The organism is Streptomyces sp. LARHCF249, assembly GCF_052871255.1.
In genome coordinates, this window is record NZ_JBIXJQ010000023.1 from 1 (window position 1) to 18285 (window position 18285).

Genomic DNA, 18285 nt, shown 5'->3' on the forward strand with positions numbered 1-18285 from the left:
TAGGTGCCGTCCGCCTGCAGGCGCTCGCCCTCGGGGAGGGTCGTCCACGTGGCCGGCTCGGACTTCACCAGCGCGGCCAGCGGCGCGGCCAGGGCGCTGTACTCCTCGCTGCCCACGGCGGCCTCGAAGGCCTCCTTGTCGTCCCAGTGCGCGATGTAGATGAAGACGTTCGGCTCACCCAGGTTGCGCAGGGTCCGGCTGCCCACGTGCTTGGCCGTGCCGCCCAGGTACGCCGTCACCGGCTCCTTCGCGGCCAGGAACTCGTTGACGTCACCGAGCACGGTCATCTTGTTGATGAAGGTCAGCATGGCGGTCTCTCCTCAGATCAGGGGGTGGCGGGGTGGAGAACGGCGGACGGTCCGCGGATCAGGCAGCGGCCGGGGCGTAGGTGCCGTCCGCCTGCAGGCGCTCGCCCTCGGGGAGCGTCGTCCACAGGGCCGGCTCCGGCTTGGCGAGCGCGACCAGCGGGGCGACGAGGGCGCGGAACTCCGCGCTGCCCACGACGGCCTGGTGGGCGGCGTGGTCGTCCCAGTGGGCGATCTCGATGAAGACGTTGGGCTCATCGAGGTTGCGCAGGGTGCGGTTGCCGACGTGGCCGGGCTGGGCGCTCATGAAGGCCGTGAGCGGCTCCTTGGCGGCCAGGAACTCGTTGACGTCGCCGAACACGGTCAGCTTGTTGATGAAGGTCACCATGGTGGTCTCTCCTCGGGTCGGGGGGGCGCAGCGGCGGGGATGAAGACGGCGATCAGGCGTAGGTGCCGTCCGCCTGCAGGCGCTCGCCCTCGGGGAGGGTCGTCCACGTGGCCGGCTCGGACTTCACCAGCGCGGCCAGCGGCGCGGCCAGGGCGCTGTACTCCTCGCTGCCCACGGCGGCCTCGAAGGCCTCCTTGTCGTCCCAGTGCGCGATGTAGATGAAGACGTTCGGCTCACCCAGGTTGCGCAGGGTCCGGCTGCCCACGTGCTTGGCCGTGCCGCCCAGGTACGCCGTCACCGGCTCCTTCGCGGCCAGGAACTCGTTGACGTCACCGAGCACGGTCATCTTGTTGATGAAGGTCAGCATGGCGGTCTCTCCTCAGATCAGGGGATGCGGATGGGGACGGGATTGAAAACGAAGGACGGCTCGGGGATCAGGCGGCGGCCTCGGCCGCGGCCCGTGCGTGGAGGGTGCGGCGCAGGCCGCGGCGCTCCGGCTTGCCGACGGGGGTGCGCGGAACGGAGTCGATGACCTCGACGCGGCGGATCTGCTCGAAGGGCGCGAGCCGCTCGTTGGCCCGCACCACGATCGAGTCGACGAGGTCGAGCAGTCCCGGGGCGGTCGGCTCGCGCAGCACGATCCCCGCCCACACCAGGGCCCCGTGGACCGGGTCGGGCCAGCCCACGACCACGCAATCGGCGACGCGCGGGTCGTCGGCGAGGATCCGCTCGACGGCGGTCGGGGAGACGAGTTCGTTGTCGTACTTGAAGACGTCGCCGAGCCGGTCCACCAGGAACAGCACCCCGTCGGGGGTGACGTAGCCGACGTCGCCGGTGGAGAACCAGCCCTGGGCGTCCAGGTGCCCCTGGCCGTCGTCGCCGAGGTATCCGGTCATCACCTGCGGTCCGCGGACCTGGACCTCCCCGGTGCTGTACACGTCGACCGGCTCCCGGGCGGCGAGGTCGACGATCCGGCACTCGGTCCCGGCGACGGGGGCGCCGACCGAGCCGGTCAGCGGGTGCTCGGGGTCCTGGCTGTGGGCGAGCGGGGACAGTTCGGCCATCCCGTAGCCCTGGACGACGGGGACGCCGAGCCAGTCCTGGAGCTGCCGGGTGGCGGCGGGGGCCAGCGCGGTGCCGCCGGACAGGACGGCCTGCAGCCGCAGCCCGGCGGGCGGGGCGGGCAGGTCGGCGCCGTCCTGCCCGCCGGCGCGGACGGCGGCGGCGAGCTGGTGCAGGCGGGCCGGCAGCCCGTAGAAGTGCGTGGCTCCGGACCCGGCGGCCAGCTCGAGCGCGGCCGTCGGCGCCGGGTCGTTGCACAGCACCTGGCGGGCTCCCGCATAGATCGCCGAGTTGAGGTGCATGACGTGGAAGAGCGGCAGGTGGTTCAGGGTCACGCTGTCGCTGCCCAGGCCGTGCGCGTGGGCGGTCTGGGCGGCGTTGGCCACCAGGTTGCGGTGGCTGAGGCGGACTCCGCGGGGCAGGCCCGTGGTGCCCGTCGTGAACTGGATGCAGGCGTCGGCGGCCAGATCGGCGCTGCCGGCGCCGGCTGCGCCGGACCCGGGCGCGGCGGTGGGACGGCTCTCGGCCACCCGGTCCAGGGCGACGGCCAGCGGCACGGTGTCCGCGGGCACCACCCCGTCGGGCGCGTCGGTCACGATGATCTCGGCGAGGGCGGGCAGCCGTTCGCGCGCCTTGACGAGCAGTTCGGCCGTCGCCGTCGGGACCAGGGCCAGCTCCACCTCGGCCGTGGCGCAGACGTGCACCAGCCCGGCCTCCTTGATCAGCGGGTTGACCAGGACGACCGTGTTGCCGCTGCGGACGGTGCCGTAGTACGCGGCGGCGAAGTCCGCGTCCAGGACGTTGGCGACGCCCACGCGGGCGCCGCGGCGGCCGAGCCGCTGCTCCAGGCAGGCCGCGTAGCGGTCGGCCCGGTCGTCGAGCTCGGCGAAGGTGACCGCGCCCGAGGCCGCGGTGATGGCGCAGCCGCCGGGGTCGCGGACGGCGGCCCGGCGCAGCAGGGCGTCCAGCGGGAGTTCGGGATACGTGAATCGCGGCACGGCTTTCCTCACTGGTCGGGCGGCTGACGGTCGGATCGGTCCGGGGCGGGCGGCCGGCGGTGGGGCGGCCGGGTGGGCCGGGGGGCTTCTGCGGGAGGGTCGGGTACCACCGTCGGCATTCGTGCTCGAAGGAGCTTCGAAGCGTGCTCAAGCCGCGCCACAGGACGCGTCGGGATGGTTGTCGCGCGGTGATCGCAATCGACGACCGCCACGCGTGCGATCGACGGGCGCTCGAGGAATCGGGCCACTGCCCGCGGCTCGCCCTACCGTTCGCGTGACCTCGCACTACCCGGACCCCCGCCGGGGGTGCCGCGCCCGGCTCGCCGGGAAGGAAGGCGGCCGCTGCCGTGGCCTGGAAGGTCTGCCGGGGGTCGTGACCCCGGTGAACCCTCCCGGCCGCAGCACCGGCCCCACGGCGCTGATCGCCGAGGAGGCGTTGAACCGATGGTGACGACGGTACTCATGGACGAAGCCGGGGCCCCGGCCCCGCTGACGGCGGACGCCGATCCCGAGCACAGACCCAGACCGCAGCCGGAGCCGGACGCCCTCCCCCGGCTGCCCCGTCCGGCCGGCCCGGGCCCCTTGCGCTTCGCTGCCTCGCCCGGCCAGGAGGCGCTCTGGGCCGGCCTCCCGCACCGGACCCGCCCCCCGGTGGTGACGGGCACGCTCCGGCTGACGGGACAACTGGACGCCCAGGCCCTGGCGGCCGCCTGGCGGGCCGTCGCCGGCCGGCACGAGATCCTGCGCAGCCACTACCTGGTGCACGACGGCCGGCTCACCCAGGTCGTCGCGGCGCCGGACGAACTGCCCGTACCCGTCTCGCTGGCGGAGGTCCGGCCCTCGCAGGTACCCGCGGCCGTCACGGCGGAGCGGGAGCGGGCGTTCGACCCGGCGCGCGAACCGCTGGCCCGGCTGCGGCTGCTGCGCCAGGGCCCGGGCGACCACGTGGCCGTCTTCGTCCTGCACGAGCTGATCGCCGACTCCTGCGCGCTCGGTGTGCTCGTCGCGGAACTCGCCGCCGCCTACCGCGGTGTGCCGGCGGACCGCCCGGCCGCCCAGTACGCCGACCTCGCCGCCTGGCAGCAACAGCGCGCGGCGCAGGGACGCGTCGACGAGAGCACCGAGTACTGGCTGCGCCGGCTCAACGGCGCGGAACCGGCCGTCCTGCCCTGGGACCTCGGCGCGCCCGGTGCGCCCGGGCGCACCCCGGGCCCCGGGCGGGCGCTGTCCTTCCCGCTGCCGCAGGAGCTGTCCGCGAAGATCGCGGAGGCCGCGCGCCGGCACCGGGCCGGTGTGCAGGTGGTGGGCCTGGCCGCCTTCCAGCTGCTGCTGGCCTGCTGGTCGGGCCAGCGGGACATCACCGTCCGCGGGCCGGTCCCCGAGCGCGCGCGGGACGGGGAGCAGCGCATGCTGGGCCCGCTGTCCCACGCGGTGGCGCTGCGGGCCGATCTGACCGGCGCGCCCTCCTTCGGCGAGGTCGTCGACCGGGTCCGGCTCACCAGCGCGTGGGACTTCGCGCACCACGAGGTGCCGCTGGAGCCGGTCGCCGCGCAGTTGCGCCGGCCGCGGCTGGTGGAGCAGCTGGACGAGGTGCGGTTCGGCGCCGGACCGGCCGCCGGCGGGCCCCGGTGGGGTACGGCCTCCTGGGGCGGCCGGCTGCGCGCCGAGCCGTTCACGTCCGCTCCCGCCCCGGCGGCCCGTCCCCTGACCCTGCAGCTGCGGCACGACGAGCGCGCCGCGCACTGCGTGTTCACGTACGACCCGTCCGTGTTCTCCGAGGCCCGCATCCGCCAGCTGCGCGCCGACTACTTCGGGCTGCTCGGCGATGTCGCCGACCACCCCAAGGCCCGCTTCCGCTGAGCCCCGGGGCCTGTCTTTCGGGTCAGGCCGGGCGGTGCGCCGCCGACGCGGTGAACAGATCGGTGCGCACCGCCACCGGATCGGTCCCGAACGCGACCTTGCGCGTGATCTTCCCCCCGATGGGGGTGCGCGTGACCAGCCCGGCGGCGCGGGCCAGCGCGAACCGGGCGAACGCCCCGTCCGCCCCGAACATCGCGCGCGCCTGCATCCGCTGCATCCGGTGGACGGCCGCGGCCGCCGCCGCCCGGCGCCGGTCGTACGGTTCCAGGTCCGCCGCCGTGACCGCTCCCCGGCCCAGCGCCTCCACGAGCACGGGATGCAGGGCGGCGGCGTCCTGGAGCGCGAGGTTGATGCCCTGGGCGCCGATCGGGCCGTGCGTGTGCGCGCTGTCCCCGATCAGGACGAGGCCGTCGCGGGTCCACTGCTCGGCGTGCGAGGCGAAGACGTCGAGCAGGGTGAGCTGGTTCAGCGAGGTGAGCTGCTCGTGCAGAAGGTCGGCGAACTGCGGGAGCACCCGCGCCAGTTCGCCGCGGATCTCCTCGATCCCGCGGCCCGGCCGGCTCCATCCGCCGTGCGGCAGGGTCCAGCCGATCCGCAGCCGGTCGGGGTGGCTGTCCTGGACCAGGACGGCGCTGCCGCCGGCCCGGTGCACCCGGACCTTCCCGGTGGCCCGGCCGGGCGCGTGCAGCGAGAACCACACCACGTCGTGGGCGAAGGAGTCCGAGCGGCCGGCCCCGATCCCGGCCAGCGCCCGGGTCTTGGAGAACCGGCCGTCCGCGCCCACCACGGCCAGGGCGCGTACGGTGACGGGCTCGCGGTCGGGTCCCCGCGCGACGACCCCGGTGCAGGGGCTGCCGGGCCGCGTCTCCAGCAGGGCCGACACGCGGTGGCCCTCCAGGTGGGTGAAGCCGGGCAGCTCCCGGCAGGCGCCCAGGAGTTCGGCCAGCAGATGCGGCTGCGGCAGGGCCAGCAGGTGGTCGTACGGGGCGGGCAGCCGCCCGTAGTCGATGTCGAGCAGCACCCGGCCCTCGTCCAGCACCTGGAAGCCGGTCAGGGCGAGCGAGCCGCGGGCCCGCGCCGGTCCCAGGACGCCCAGCTCGTCGAGGATGCGCTGGCCGCCCGGCTGGAGGACCTCGCCGTGGAACTCCCGGCGCAGGGCGGTGGACCGCTCGATCAGCGTCACGCGGACGCCGGAGCGCAGCAGCATGAGGGTCAGTGCCAGCCCGGCGGGTCCGGCGCCGACGACGCACACGTCGGTCCCGGTCTCGGCGGCGGTGGTCGCGGGGCACGGATCGGGGTGGTCCATGGGGTGTCCCTCCGTCGTGGGTCGGTCCGGGCGGTCGGCCAGTGCTGTGGCCGGAAGGGTCTGCCGGCCGGCGACGGCCTAGGCGAGTGAGTCCGGACGGGTCAGCACGAGCGCGCTCTGGAACCCGCCGAATCCGCTGCCGAGGGCCAGCACCGCGCTCGTGTGCTGGTGACGGGCGGTCCCGGGGACGTAGTCGAGATCGCACTCCGGATCGGGCACCCGCAGGTGGGCGGTGGGCGGCACCGTTCCGTACTCGATCGCCAGGGCCCCGGCGGCGGCCTGGAAGGCACCGACCGCGCCGAGGGGGTACCCGGTCATCGAGGCGATCGCGCTGACGGGCACGTGGCGGGCGTGCCGGCCGAGCGCGCGCTTGATGGCCGCGGTCTCGTGCCGGTCGCTTTGCCGGGTGGCCGAGCCGTGCGCGCTGACGTACTCGACGGCGGACGGGTCGAGGCGGGCCTCGTCGAGCGCGGCGCCGATGGCCGCGGCCAGCTCCGCACCGTCCGGGCTCAGCCCCGTCATGTGCTGGGCGGCGGCCCGGCTCGCGTAGCCGGAGAGCTCCGCGTAGACCCGGGCGCCGCGGCGGCGGGCCCGCTCCCGCTCCTCCAGGACCAGGACGGCCGCGCCCTCGCCGAGCACGAACCCGTCCCGGGTCCGGTCGAAGGGCCGGGCGGCGCTCGCGGGCTCGGCGTTGCGCCGCGAGGTGATGCGGACGGTGTCGCAACAGGCCATGACCACGGGCGAGATCGGGGCCTCGGCCGCTCCGGCGAGCACCACGTCGGCGCTGCCCTCGCGGATCAGTTCGGCCGCATGGCCCAGCGAGTCCAGGCCGGCCGTGCAGCCGCCGGCGACGAACGAGACGGGTCCCTGCGCCCCCGCGTCCCGGGCCACTTCGGCGGCCAGCGAACCCGGTACGAAGTAGTCGTACAGCTGGGGCACCGCCCGGGTGTGGTCGACCAGCCAGCGGGCGCCGACGTGGCTGGCCACGGCGTACTCCAGGCTCAGCTCGGAGGCGCAGCCCAGCGCGCTGCCCAGGGCGACCCCGGTGCGCAGCGGGTCGAGCGTCGGCGCCGCCCCGCTGTCGGCGAGCGCCTCGCGGGCGCCGGCCAGCGCGAACTGCGTCACGCGGGCGAGGTCGAGGGCCTGCGCCGCGCTCAGCCCGTGCTCCAGGGGGTCGAAGTCGATTTCGGCGGCGACGCGCGAACGCAACGGCCGCGCGTCGAAGGAGGTGACCGCGCGGGTGGCGGAGCGCCCGGCGGTCAGCATCGACCAGAAGCCCTTGGTGCCGCCACCGCCCGGGGCGACCACCCCGATACCGGTGATGACCACGCGTTTCAACGCCCGGACCGCCCCACCGTCCGGCAGACCTGCCCCAGCAGTCTCGGCAGTTCGCCGTCGCGTACGAAGAAGTGTCCGCCGGGCACGGTGCGCAACTCGAAGCGCCCGGTGGTCCACTTGCTCCAGCCCTGGAGCACTTCGGGGGGTCCCACCGGGTCCTCGCTGCCGGCGACGGCCAGCAGCGGGACGGACACCGGGCCGCCGGCGACCGGATCCAGGGCGGCGGCGCGCAGCGAGGCGGCCAGCCGCAGGTCGTCGCGGAGCACGGGGAAGACGAAGCGGTGCCACACGCCGGGATCGATGCCGGCGGGCACGCCGTCGAAGCTTTCGAGGATGCGCATCAGTTCGTCGTCGGGCGCGTCGGCGGCGAAGGCCGCTCCCGCGAACACGTCGGGCGGCGGTACGGCGCCTATCACCAGCAGCTCGGGCAGCGGCAGTCCCGCGTCGTCGAGCGCGCGGGTCAGCGTGTAGGCGATCAGCCCGCCGAGACTGTGCCCGTACAGGACGTACGGGCCGGGCGGCTGCTCCTTGAACAGCTCGCGCAAGTCGTCGAGGAGCGCCTCGCGGGTGGTCACCCGCGCCTCGCGGCGCCGCCCGTCACGGCCCGGCAGCAGCTGGGGCTCGGGGGTCGCTCCGGGGCCGAGCAGATCGCTCCAGCGGTGGAAGGCCGAGGTCCCGGCTCCCGCGTGCGCGAAGCACACCAGCCGCACGTCCTGTTCCCGTGCCATGCCCCGTCCTTCCTCGGCCACCGTATCCACCCCACCCTGACCAGCCCCGCTCGAGGGAGGCTCGAGCACTCCCCGGATCCGGGTCACGCCACCGCGGACCGCGGCCTTCGGCCACCGTCCGCGGTCCCGGCGTCCCCGTGCCGCATCTCAGGCCGCGTACAGGTCGAACGTGGACCCCCGGCGCGGGCCGGCCGGCACGTCCAGCGCCGGATCCACCGTCAGCATCGCCTGGTGCAGGCGCTGCAGCTGCGGTGAGGGTTCGACCCCGAGGTCCTCGATGAGGCGCATCCGGAGCCTGCGGTAGACGTCGAGCGCCGTGGCCTGCCGGCCGGAGCGGTAGAGCGCCACCATCGCCTGCGAGTGCAGGCCCTCGTGCTGCGGGTGCCGGGCGATCAGCTCGGAGAGCTCGGCGATGAGCTCGGTGTGCCGGCCGAGCCGCAGGTCCACGTCGATGCGCCGCTCGACGGTCACCAGCCGGCTCTCCTCCAGGCGCATGACCTCGATCTCGAGGATCGGCCCCACGCGTACGTCGACCAGCGCCGGGCCCTGCCACAGGGCCAGCGCCTGCCGCAGCTTGGCGGCGGTGCGCTCGTCGTCGCCCTCCTCGAAGGCGCTCTGCCCGTCGGCCACCAGGCGCTCGTACTCGTGGACGTCCACGCTCTCCGGGGCGATCTGGAGCAGGTATCCGCCGTGCCGCGTGGCCAGCACCTCCTTGGCCCCGCCCGGGTCGCCCGGCCCCATGGCCGTACCGAGCCGCCTGCGCAGCTGGAGTATGTAGGTCTGCAGGGTAGTGAGCGCGCTCTGCGGCAGGTCGGTGCCCCACACCTCCTCCATCAGGGTCGGTACGGGCATCACCCGCCCCGGGTAGAGCGCGAGCAGCGCCAGAATCTGGCGCGGCTTGCCGGCCGTCGGAACAATCGAGCCCCCGTTGACTTCGGCACTCAACGGACCCAGAACCTGAATCTTCACGGTTTCCTCCGCACGTCGTCGAGTTCCCATCGATTTCAAGCCTTCGACTGAGGCACAGTAGCGGGACCCAGGGCAACACCCCTCAATTTCTTGAGTGCTTGTCGACCGCACCTCCAACTTCGGCGTTTGCGCACTTCAGTCAAACTGTTAGATTCCCTTGCGGGATGACTGCCGGAACGTAATTCAACGACCGTCCGTACAGGTCTTTTCCGCGATTCCCACCGGATCGCTGGGAGGAGTGACCGATGGAATGGGACGTACGTCAGAGCGACGGCCTGGACTTCCGCGTCCTGGGCCCCGTCGAGGTGCACGACCACCGGTCGGGCACCTCGATCGCGCCGTCCGGCGCCAAGCAGCGCGCCCTTCTCGCGGCCCTGGTCGTACGGGCCGGAGAGGTGCTCTCCACCGACCGGCTCATCGACGAGCTGTGGGGGGACCGCCCGCCCGCGGGCGCGGCCAACGCGCTCCAGGCCCATGTGGCCCGGCTGCGCCGGCTGCTGGCGCCCGCCGTCCTGCCCGGCCCCGGCCGGGGCGGTGCCGGCCAGGACGACCCCGACCGGGCCCTGATCACCACGCACCCGCTCGGCTACCTGCTGCGGCTCGGATCGGCCCGTACGGACGCCCAGCGCTTCCACCGGCTCTCCGCTCAGGGCCGGGCGGCGGTCGTGGCCGACCCCGCGCACGCCGCCGACCTGCTGCACCGGGCCCTGGAGCTGTGGCGCGGGCCCGCGCTGGAAGGCAGCGGACGGGGCCAGATCTGCGCTCGGGAGGCGGAGCGGCTCGAGGAGAGCCGGCTGACCGCCCTGGAGACGTACTACGAGGCGAAGCTGCGCGGCGCGCGGCACGAAGAGGTCACCGGGGAGCTGGAGCGGCTCACGGCGTCCCATCCCACCCGGGAGCGCTTCTACGACCTGCTGATGCTCGCCCTGTACCGGTGCGGCCGCAGGTCCGAGGCCCTGGGCGTGTACGAGCGGGCCCGGCAGCGGCTGCTCGGCGAGCTCGGCGTCGGGCCCGGGCCGGCCCTGCGGGACCGGATGGAGTCCGTCCTGCTGCGGGAGCCGGGGCTGGACTGCGCCGGGCCGCCGGCCGCCGCGGGCCTGGACGCGGCCGTACTGGGCCTGGGCGGGGAAATCGCCCGCCTCCGGGCCCGCATCGACGACATCGGCCGCGAACAGGAAGAACTCGTACGCCGTTTCACACTCCTGTCCGAAGGCGTCCGGCAAGCCTCGCCCGTCCTCTGACCGAATCGGAACGGCAGCCGCGCCACCCGGAATTCGGCTCGAGATATTCTCCACCGATATTCCAGCGGCCGCGGATATCCGCGGCCGGGGATTTCTCGAGAACGCGACGGCCGATTTCACGCACGAGGTCATACTCCGGCGAGTTCCGGCAGCACCAGTCGGCGCGGTGCGGCGCGCCCCCAGGGGAATCCGTGGTGCAGGTGGACCGCCGGCGGCCGGGCGGCGTCGACCTCCACCGCCACCGCAGCCAGCACCTCCGGCACCGGCTCGACCTCGAGGAAGCGCCAGCGCCTCGCCGAGTCGTCGGCGGGCGGCCGGAAGGCGAGGACGCCCTGGTCCTCGGCCAGGGTGAAGGCGAAGGAGTCGAAGGGCAGGGCGAGCCCCAGGCCGCGGGCCTTGGAGTAGGCCTCCTTCAGCGTCCACAGGCGCAGCGCCCGCCGGTCGCGCGGCCGCCCGGGTGCGGCGCGGGCGATCCACTCCTGCTCCTGGGGGGAGAACGTCGCGATGATGTTCTCCAGGCCGCGCTCGCCCCGGTCCAGCCGCTCGACGTCCACACCGATGCGGTGCTCGCGGGACACGCCCATCAGGTTGTACGCGTGGGCGTGCGAGAGGTTGAAGTCCAGCGTGTCCGCGCCGCGCGGCAGTCCTCCGGCGGGCAGCTGGAGGAACGGCCGCCCGCGCGAGGAGCGCCAGATGATCGCCTCGGCCTCGGGGATGCCGGTCTCCAGGGCCAGCACCCGGCGCACCAGGGCGTGGGCGACGAGGTACTGGCGGCGGTCGCGTTCGAAGAGGAAGCGCCCGGCGATCTCCTGCTCGTGCTCGTCCAGCCAGTACGAGGCCAGGGTGGCGGCGATCCCGGGGGCGAGGTCCTCGTTGGGACAGAACCACAGGTTGACCGGGCCGGGTCTGTTCCCGTCCGGCCCCGGGGGCCCGGCGGACGGCCCGGCGGACCCGGCGGGCCCGGCAGGCCCGGAAGTCAGCATGGTCATGCCCGTTCCTCCTCGCCGCCCAGCCACGACGGGGTGCGCAGGAACGCGGACGCGGGCAGCGGCACGGCCACGGCGCCCGCCCCGTGGGCCCGCTCCAGCGCGGCCCAGTCGACGTCCAGTCCGGCCAGCCACAGGCTCCTGACCTGGTGCAGGTGCCCGGCCCGCCACAGCGCGGCGAGGTAGTCGGCCGTTTCGGGCACGGCGCCCATGTCCAGCGGGTCGGCGCCGCCGTCCCGCAGGTCGGCGTACGGGCCGCCGTCCGCCAGGAACCGCTCCAAGGCCGCCGCGAGTTCCGCGGTGTCGCCGACGACGGCCGCGAACCGGCAGTCCATCGCGGCGCGCCCGGTGCGCAGGGCGCGGGCGAGCACGCCCAGCGCCGGCACCGGGCCCGCACCGCCCAGCAGCTCGGCGAACCGGCGTGCGGTGGCGGCGAGATGGGCCGGGGTGGGCGCGGACAGCACGAACAGCTCGGCTCCCCCGGCGGCCCCCGCGGCTTCGGCGGGCGCGTCGGCCCCGGCGGCGGGGAGGTACTCCTCCAGGATCACGTGCGCGGCACAGCCGCCGGCCCCGTGCGCCCCGACGGACGCCTGGCGCGGCGCCGACTCCCCGCCCTCCCAGGCCTGCGCCTCGGCCCTGCCCGGACCGGGCACCAGCACCCGGTGGCTGAGCTGGAGCACGGCCCGGGTCAGCGCGGCCGCCCCGGTCACGGCCCCGGCCTCGCCCACGAACGCCCGTACGGAATCGGTGTCCTCGTGGACGGCGACGGTGGAGGCGTCCACCCCGGCCGCCCGCAGCGCCGCGCGCGGCACCCGCCGCCCGTCGGCCGCCTCGTCACCGGCGGCCCGGGAGCCGCGGCCCGGTCCGGCGGCCGAGAAGCCCGGTGCGGTGTGGCCGACGGCGCTGCCGCGGATCACGCAGTGGACGGTGTCCCCGTCGGCCAGGGCCCGCTCCAGGGGCTTGAGCAGCAGCGCGCCGACGCCCTCGCCCGCGCCGGGACGGCGGCTGGCGGGGTGCAGCAGCAGCTGGACGCCGCCCACGAGCGCCGCGGCGCACTCTCCGGCGCGCAGGGCGGCCGCCGCCAGGTGGAGGGCGACGAGCACGGAGGACTCGGCGGAGTCGACCGACTGGCTGGGGCCGGTGAGGCCGGCCAGGGCCGAGAACCGGTTGGGCAGGCTCCAGTGGCCGCCGCGGGGCAGCCGCACGGGCCGCTCGCGCGTCCAGGTCCGGGCCGCGAGCAGTGCGTAGTCCGCGGTCCCGGCGCAGGTGAACACCCCGACGCTGCGCGGGGTCCCGTCCGCGGAGGTGAGGGCGTCCAGGCGGCCGCCGGTGCATCCGGCGTCCTCGAGGGCTTCCCACGCCGTCTCCAGGAAGAGCCGTTCCTGGGGGTCGATCAGGGCGGCTTCGGACCCGTCGATCCCGAAGAACTCCGCGTCGAAGTCCTGGACGCGCTCCAGGTAGTGGCCCCGCTCGTCACCGGGCCGCCCGGACGGCGGCGCTCCGGCGCTGCCGTGCCCCTCGCGCGCCTGCCGCCAGAACGAGGCGAGGTCGGGCGCGCCCGGGTAGCGTCCGGCCATCCCGACCACGGCGATCCGCTCGGTGGAGGACGGCCCCTGCGCGGCGCGCTCCCGCGCGGTGTCCGGCCGCGGGAAGGCCACGGGCACCGGAACCGTGCCGCCGGCGGCGAGGCCCATGCCCACGCCCGCGCCCATGCCGGTCCCGGCACCGGTCCCGGTGCCGCTCCCGGGGCCCGTACCGCCGCGGGTACGCGGGCCGGCGCCGGTGCCGGTCAGCAGCGCGGCCGCCTGTGCCCGGTCCAGATGGCCGTTCTTGAACCGGGTCAGGACTTCCTTCTCGTCCATCTGGACGCGCTCCTTCTGGAGAGAGAGACGGCTTCAGCCGCGTCGGGCGAGCAGCACCAGCGCCTCGTCCACGCTGAGCCGGTCCTCGCGGACCGCGTCCAGCAGGACGTCGAGGTCGCCCCGGGCCGCCGGGCGGAAGGCGAGCTCGGGCACCCGGGCGGGGGCCGCCTCGTGCCCGGAGGCTCCGGTGCGCACGGCGATGTAGGCGGCCATGGCTGCGAGATTGGGGTGTTCGTAGAGCAGGACGGACCGCTCCTTCATGCCGAAGGTGCGGTTGACGGTGGCGATGAACTCGGCGCCCACGACGGAGTCGACGCCCAGCACGTTGAACGGGGCCGTGGTGTCGATGTCCCAGGCGTCGCAGCACAGGATCGCCGCGAGCTGCTCGCGCAGCACCTCCGCGATCTGCTGCGCCGCGGGCGCGGCCGCGGGCGCCGCCGCGGGTTCCGGTGCGCGGACGGGGTCCACGGCGGGAGCGGCAGGAGCGGCAGGAGCGATCGCGACGGCGGGCGCCATCGGCGCGGCGGGCGCGGTCTCGGCGCCGGCCCCGGTGAACGCGGTGGCGGCCGGGCGGGCCTCTCCGCTGTTCATCGCCCGCTTGACCTCCCGTGCGAAGGACGCCGGGGTCGGGTAGTCGTACAGGTCGGTCGCCCGCACCCGCAGTCCGTACCGGCTGTTGACGACGGCCACGAACTCCACGACCAGCAGGGAGTCGAGCCCCAGGGTCCGGAAGGTCTGCTCGGGGTCGATCTTCTCCGCTTTGATCCGCAGAACGTCGCCGAGCACTCCGACGAGGTCGCTCAGCACGTCAGCAGGATGGTCGTTCGTCATCGATTGCTCCTCCAAGCCTTCAGTGGCACACGGTCCGGTATCGGTGGTCCGGCGCGCCGCCCGCGGGGCAGGCCGGGAGTTCGGGCGCCGGCACTTCGGAGCGGAACTCCTCCGCCGCGCCCTCGGGCACCAGCATCGGCAGCAGCAGCGACCACAGTCCGGAGACCCGGCGCTGCAGCTCGGCGTAGGGCATCGCGGTGCCGGCCATCGCCTCGATCCCGCAGGCCGCCGCGGCGACCAGCGATTCGACGCTCTCCCAGCGGCCCTCGGCGCGCAGTTCGCCCGCGTCGCGGGCCTGCCGCAGCAGCCCGCAGACCGCCGCGAGCCAGATCTGGTGGAAGTCGGCGACGGCCTGGGGAAGGCCCGCGCACTCCTTGGTGAGCCGGAAGCTCGCCGGGATCGCCGGCTCCTCCCGCAGGGTGCGGGCCATCCAGTGCGTGGTGTCGACCAGTGTCTGGAGCGGGGAGAGCCCGGCTTCGAGCCGTTCGCGCACCGACTCGTCCAGCAGGGCGCACCCGCGCTGCTGGACCGCCTCGGCCAGTTCGTCCTTGGAGGCGAAGTGGAAGTACAGCGCCCCCTTGGTCACTCCGGCGAACGCGGCGATCCCTCCGAGGGTGGCGTTCGCGTATCCGTTGCGGTGGAACATCTCGGCCCCCGCGTGCACCAGCTTCCTGCGGGTCCGCTCCGACCTCTCCTGCACCGCGGTTCCTCCTCGGCGACCTGTGGCTGTCCGGTCGCGCGGCCGCACCTCCGGGCCGTCCGCGGCGTGCCGGATGTGGTGTGCGGGCATCTCAGCCCACGCGTACGAGACGCTCGTTGCCGGTTTCCGCCACCCCCGCGGGGCTTTCGGGGCCCGCCATGAGGATCGAGCGCTGCAGCCGGCGCAGGGCGGCCGACGGCTCGAGCCCGAGCTCGCGCACGAGGACTCCGCGCAGCCGCTGGTAGACGTCGAGCGCCTCGCCCCGGCGGCCGGACCGGTGCAGGGCCAGCATGAACTGGCCGTGCAGGTTCTCGTGCGTGCGGTACCGGCTGGCCAGTACGGTCAGTTCGGCGAGCAGCTCGCGGTGCCGTCCGATCCGCAGGTCGGCCTCGATGCGCTGGTCGAGGGCGCACAGCCGGGTCTCCTCCAGCCGACGGGTCTCCATGTCGAGCTGTATGCCGCCCTGCACGTCGGCGAAGGCCGGCCCCGACCACAGGGACAGCGCCTCGCGCAGCAGCCGGGCCGCGCCCGGGAAGTCGCCCGCGTCCATGGCCCGGTAGCCCATGCCGGCGAGCCGGTCGAACTCGCGGACGTCGCTGGTACCGCCGCCGCTGTTGAGCAGGTAGCCGCCGGGCAGTGTGACGAGCACGTCCTTGGCCGTACGCCGGCCTTCACCGCCTTCACCCCCCTCGCCCTGCTCCAGGGCCGTCGCGATGAGGGTCCGCAGCTGCAGTACGTAGGTCTGCAGCGTGGTGCGGGCGCTGCGCGGCGGCGTCCCCGCCCACAACTCCTCGATGAGGGCCGACACCGGGACGACCTGGTCTGCGTGCAGGGCCAGCAGTGCCAGCACCTGTCGCGGCTTGGGGGCGGTCGGCGTTACGGAGACTCCTTGTTCCCGCACCGCCAGTGTGCCCAGTACTTCGATGTCCACGCCGTACTCCCCTGTCCGTGGATGAGCCTGACTCAGTAAAAAACAGGACTGGCGGTTTGTCAATACGAAACCGACCGCGCTGTTTTTATTTCTTAGCCCACCTAATGAGCCGTCTGACCTGCGCAAACGCGGGCCCGAGCCGCAGTGGGGCCGCCTCATGAGCCGCTCCACCTCCCCTCTAGAACGAGCTGAGAGGGAAGTCAAACAAACCGAGCGGTCTTGAACACCGAGAAGCCCCGGTCTTCCTGCGTGCGCAGGAAGACCGGGGCTCAGGGCCCCTACGGCGGGCAGCTCCCTTCGGAGTCGAGGTCCGAGAGAAGGGCCGCCTGTACGACCGTCGGCAGCAGCAGCCGCCAGAACCGGGTGACGGTGGAGGCGGAAAGCCACTCCGCCTCCCGCACCCCCAGCACCTCGAAGCCCACGGTGGCGGCCACGACAGCGCTCACCACGTCCGAAGCAGTGACATCCGGCCGCAATTCACCCTCGGCGTCTGCCTGTTTGAGCGTCTCCTCGACCCAACGCCGCCAGCACTCGCGCAGATCGACATGCGGCGGCCGGGACATCTCACCGCTCAGCTCGAACCCGGCCCGCAGCACCACGTCCCCGCGCAGCGCCGCCGCCAGCCGGTGGGTCACGTCGACCAGGAGCTGCATGCGGCTCGCCCCGACCCGGAGCACGGGCTCGGTGACGGCCAGCAGCCGGGCGAGCGCCGCCTCCTCGACCGCGTCGGTCAGCACGGCCTTGCTGGTGAAGTGGTGGTGCAGCGCGCCGTTGCTCACCCCGGCCAGCGTACTGATCGCGGTGAGTGACGCCACCGCGAACCCCTCCCGGTCGAAGATCTCGGCCGCGGACCGGATCAGGGTGTCACGCGTACGCAACGCGCGTTCCTGTTTGACCATCAACTACTCCGTCATTGCGAGGGGTTGCCACGCCTGCGGAAGGGCAGGCGGCGAGGGAGGCTGCCACGGAGTCAGCCGGGGAGCTGGACTCGCTGGCGCCCCCGGCACCACCGCTCACAGTCACACCAGGCCGCTCCCCACGATGCAGCGAGCCCCACTACTCGAGAGTCTAACAAACCGCTTGTGCGGTTTTAATGGCTTGGCAGAGCCGAACACACAGTTCAGCCGCAGTAGCGCTCCAAGCTCGGGCATGCGCATGCCCGACCGGGCTGCGCCTGCGACGCGCGCCCGGCCGGGCGGCAAAGCCCTGAACAACGGGGCAAGGCATCAGCAGACCCGGCAGCGCAAGCGGACGATGAAACGCTTCCGGGGCACCGGACACACCCGAAAAGCTCCCCAACAAACCGCTTATGCGGTTTCTGTACGTGGTTCGAAGAGGGCCCGTCGGCCACGGGAAGAAGGGGAAGGCGAAGCTCCCTGCCTACCGTCCGGAAACAACGGAAAGGCTCCGCGGCCGAGTTCGCCGCGGAGCCTGTGGCTCTGTCCCGTACGCCGTGCCCGGCGCCCGCTCAGGCCTGGCGCAGCACCACCGGAAGGGCCGCGTAGCCGTTCAGCAGGAAAGTGGGCAGCGGCTCCAGGTCCCCCGCCGGGCGGCCAAGGGCCATGTCCGGGTAGCGCTCGAAGAGCGCGGAGAGGGCGGTGGTGGCCTCTATCACCGCCAGCGGGGCGCCAAGGCAGCGGTGCACGCCGTGGCCGAATCCGAGGGTGTCGCGGTCGGTGCGCAGCAGGTCGAACTCTGCGGCGTCCGCCCCGTACCGCTCCGGGTCCGTGCCGCCGGCCGCGAAGGAGACGAGGATGGCGTCGCCCTGCCGTATCTTCACGCCGTCCAGGTCGATGTCCTCCACCGCGAAGCGCATGGGCGAGTAGCTCGCGGGGCTGTGGACCCGGATCGTCTCGGCGACCACGTCCCCCCAGCCGGCCCGGCCCTCCCGTATGTGCTCCAGCTGCCCGGGACGGGACAGCAGCGCGCCCAGGGCGTTGGTGATCAGCGTGGACGTGGTGTCCTGGCCTGCCGCGATCAACAGGAAGAGGGAGCCGAGAAGTTCGGACTCGGTCAGCGCCTCGCCGTTGTCCCGTGCCTCGATGAGCGAGGACGTCAGGTCGTCGCCCGGCTCGGCCCGCTTGGCCGCCACGTGCTCGGCCAGCAGCCCGAAGGCCGTCATGCGCGCGGCTTCCATCTCGTCCGCCGGGACCGTCGTGCTGAACACGGTGCGCAGCGCGGCCGACAGCGCGTCCCGCCTGGCGCCCCATTCGACTCCGAACAGCTCGCATATCACCTGCAGGGGCAGCACTTCCGCGAACGCGGAACGCAGCTCGACGGGCTCGCCGGCAGGTACGGAGTCCAGTCCGTCGAGCAGCGCGGCGGTCAACTCCTCGACCCTGGGCCGCAGGGCCGCGGACCGCCGTGCCGTGAACGCCCCCGCGACGAGGCGACGCAGCCGGCTGTGTTCCTCGCCGTAGGCGAACAGCATGTTCTCGTTGGCCACCCAGGGATAGAGCGGCCACTCGGGCGTTATCCGCCCGTCGACGAACTCCGGCCAGTGCCGTCTGGCGTCCTTGGACACCCGCGGGTCGAGCAGCAGGCGCTCGACGTACTGCTGGCCCACCACGGCCCAGGCGCGGACCCCGCCCGGGAGCTCCACCTCGACCGCCGGTGCCTGCTCCCGGAGCATCGCGACCTCACCCGCGATGTCCCGCCCCGTCACGTCCAACGCGTACGGGCAAGCAGCCATGTCCATCTGTGCACTCCGTTCGGTTTGTTTTTGCGTTGTCGTGCTCTGACACACCCACGCACACCGAGGAGAACCGCATGCCCCCCTC

Annotated in this window: 17 protein-coding genes; 2 read left to right on the plus strand and 15 right to left on the minus strand. The window is 73.9% G+C overall.

Going from position 1 to position 18285, the window contains the following annotated elements:
• The 4 genes from ACIPUC_RS36390 to ACIPUC_RS36405 form a co-directional block, all read right to left on the minus strand.
• Nucleotides 1-308 (minus strand): antibiotic biosynthesis monooxygenase family protein (locus ACIPUC_RS36390; protein ID WP_446594675.1); only part of this gene is annotated, 308 nt, incomplete at its 3' end.
• A 58-nt stretch (nt 309-366) separates the two neighbouring features.
• Nucleotides 367-693, minus strand: a complete 327-nt coding sequence (locus tag ACIPUC_RS36395; RefSeq protein ID WP_446594676.1) for an antibiotic biosynthesis monooxygenase family protein — start codon at nt 691-693, stop codon at nt 367-369.
• A gap of 52 nt (nt 694-745) precedes the next feature.
• Nucleotides 746-1060: an antibiotic biosynthesis monooxygenase family protein gene (locus ACIPUC_RS36400; protein ID WP_446594677.1), complete on the minus strand. Its 315-nt coding sequence runs from the start codon at nt 1058-1060 to the stop codon at nt 746-748.
• Between the two features lie 67 nt (nt 1061-1127).
• Nucleotides 1128-2753, minus strand: a complete 1626-nt coding sequence (locus tag ACIPUC_RS36405; RefSeq protein ID WP_446594678.1) for a class I adenylate-forming enzyme family protein — start codon at nt 2751-2753, stop codon at nt 1128-1130.
• A 444-nt stretch (nt 2754-3197) separates the two neighbouring features.
• Between ACIPUC_RS36405 and ACIPUC_RS36410 the strand changes: the two genes are divergently transcribed.
• Nucleotides 3198-4613, plus strand: coding sequence for a condensation domain-containing protein (locus ACIPUC_RS36410; protein WP_446594679.1), 1416 nt, complete (start codon nt 3198-3200; stop codon nt 4611-4613).
• 22 nt (nt 4614-4635) lie between these two features.
• On the opposite strand, the gene ACIPUC_RS36415 is transcribed toward ACIPUC_RS36410, so the two are convergent.
• The 4 genes from ACIPUC_RS36415 to ACIPUC_RS36430 form a co-directional block, all read right to left on the minus strand.
• Nucleotides 4636-5919, minus strand: coding sequence for an FAD-dependent monooxygenase (locus tag ACIPUC_RS36415; RefSeq protein WP_446594680.1), 1284 nt, complete (start codon nt 5917-5919; stop codon nt 4636-4638).
• Between the two features lie 78 nt (nt 5920-5997).
• Nucleotides 5998-7257 (minus strand): beta-ketoacyl-[acyl-carrier-protein] synthase family protein, encoded by a 1260-nt coding sequence (locus tag ACIPUC_RS36420; protein ID WP_446594681.1) that lies wholly within the window; start codon nt 7255-7257, stop codon nt 5998-6000.
• Nucleotides 7254-7985, minus strand: a complete 732-nt coding sequence (locus ACIPUC_RS36425) for a thioesterase II family protein (protein ID WP_446594682.1) — start codon at nt 7983-7985, stop codon at nt 7254-7256. The genes ACIPUC_RS36420 and ACIPUC_RS36425 overlap by 4 nt, the downstream gene beginning before the upstream one ends.
• A 147-nt stretch (nt 7986-8132) precedes the next feature.
• Nucleotides 8133-8954, minus strand: coding sequence for an AfsR/SARP family transcriptional regulator (locus ACIPUC_RS36430; RefSeq protein ID WP_446594683.1), 822 nt, complete (start codon nt 8952-8954; stop codon nt 8133-8135).
• Between the two features lie 245 nt (nt 8955-9199).
• Here ACIPUC_RS36430 and ACIPUC_RS36435 point away from each other — a divergent pair, with 245 nt between their 5' ends.
• On the plus strand, nt 9200-10195 hold the full coding sequence (locus ACIPUC_RS36435; RefSeq protein ID WP_446594684.1) for an AfsR/SARP family transcriptional regulator: 996 nt from the start codon (nt 9200-9202) through the stop codon (nt 10193-10195).
• A gap of 128 nt (nt 10196-10323) precedes the next feature.
• Here ACIPUC_RS36435 and ACIPUC_RS36440 read toward each other — a convergent pair whose 3' ends face one another.
• The 7 genes from ACIPUC_RS36440 to ACIPUC_RS36470 form a co-directional block, all read right to left on the minus strand.
• Complete coding sequence (locus ACIPUC_RS36440) at nt 10324-11184, minus strand: 4'-phosphopantetheinyl transferase family protein (RefSeq protein WP_446594685.1); 861 nt, start codon at nt 11182-11184, stop codon at nt 10324-10326.
• Nucleotides 11181-13043 (minus strand): beta-ketoacyl [acyl carrier protein] synthase domain-containing protein, encoded by a 1863-nt coding sequence (locus tag ACIPUC_RS36445; RefSeq protein ID WP_446594686.1) that lies wholly within the window; start codon nt 13041-13043, stop codon nt 11181-11183. Before ACIPUC_RS36445 ends, ACIPUC_RS36440 begins: the two co-directional genes overlap by 4 nt.
• Before the next feature lie 33 nt (nt 13044-13076).
• Nucleotides 13077-13874, minus strand: a complete 798-nt coding sequence (locus ACIPUC_RS36450) for a phosphopantetheine-binding protein (protein ID WP_446594687.1) — start codon at nt 13872-13874, stop codon at nt 13077-13079.
• 19 nt (nt 13875-13893) lie between these two features.
• Nucleotides 13894-14574, minus strand: coding sequence for a ScbR family autoregulator-binding transcription factor (locus tag ACIPUC_RS36455; protein WP_446594688.1), 681 nt, complete (start codon nt 14572-14574; stop codon nt 13894-13896).
• A gap of 91 nt (nt 14575-14665) precedes the next feature.
• Nucleotides 14666-15505, minus strand: a complete 840-nt coding sequence (locus ACIPUC_RS36460) for an AfsR/SARP family transcriptional regulator (RefSeq protein WP_257559680.1) — start codon at nt 15503-15505, stop codon at nt 14666-14668.
• Between the two features lie 278 nt (nt 15506-15783).
• Nucleotides 15784-16404 carry a ScbR family autoregulator-binding transcription factor gene (locus ACIPUC_RS36465; RefSeq protein ID WP_446594689.1) on the minus strand — a complete coding sequence of 207 codons (621 nt, stop codon included), beginning with the start codon at nt 16402-16404 and terminating at the stop codon, nt 15784-15786.
• Nucleotides 16405-16973: 569 nt separating this feature from the next.
• Complete coding sequence (locus ACIPUC_RS36470; protein WP_446594690.1) at nt 16974-18203, minus strand: cytochrome P450 family protein; 1230 nt, start codon at nt 18201-18203, stop codon at nt 16974-16976.
• Nucleotides 18204-18285 lie beyond the last annotated feature (82 nt).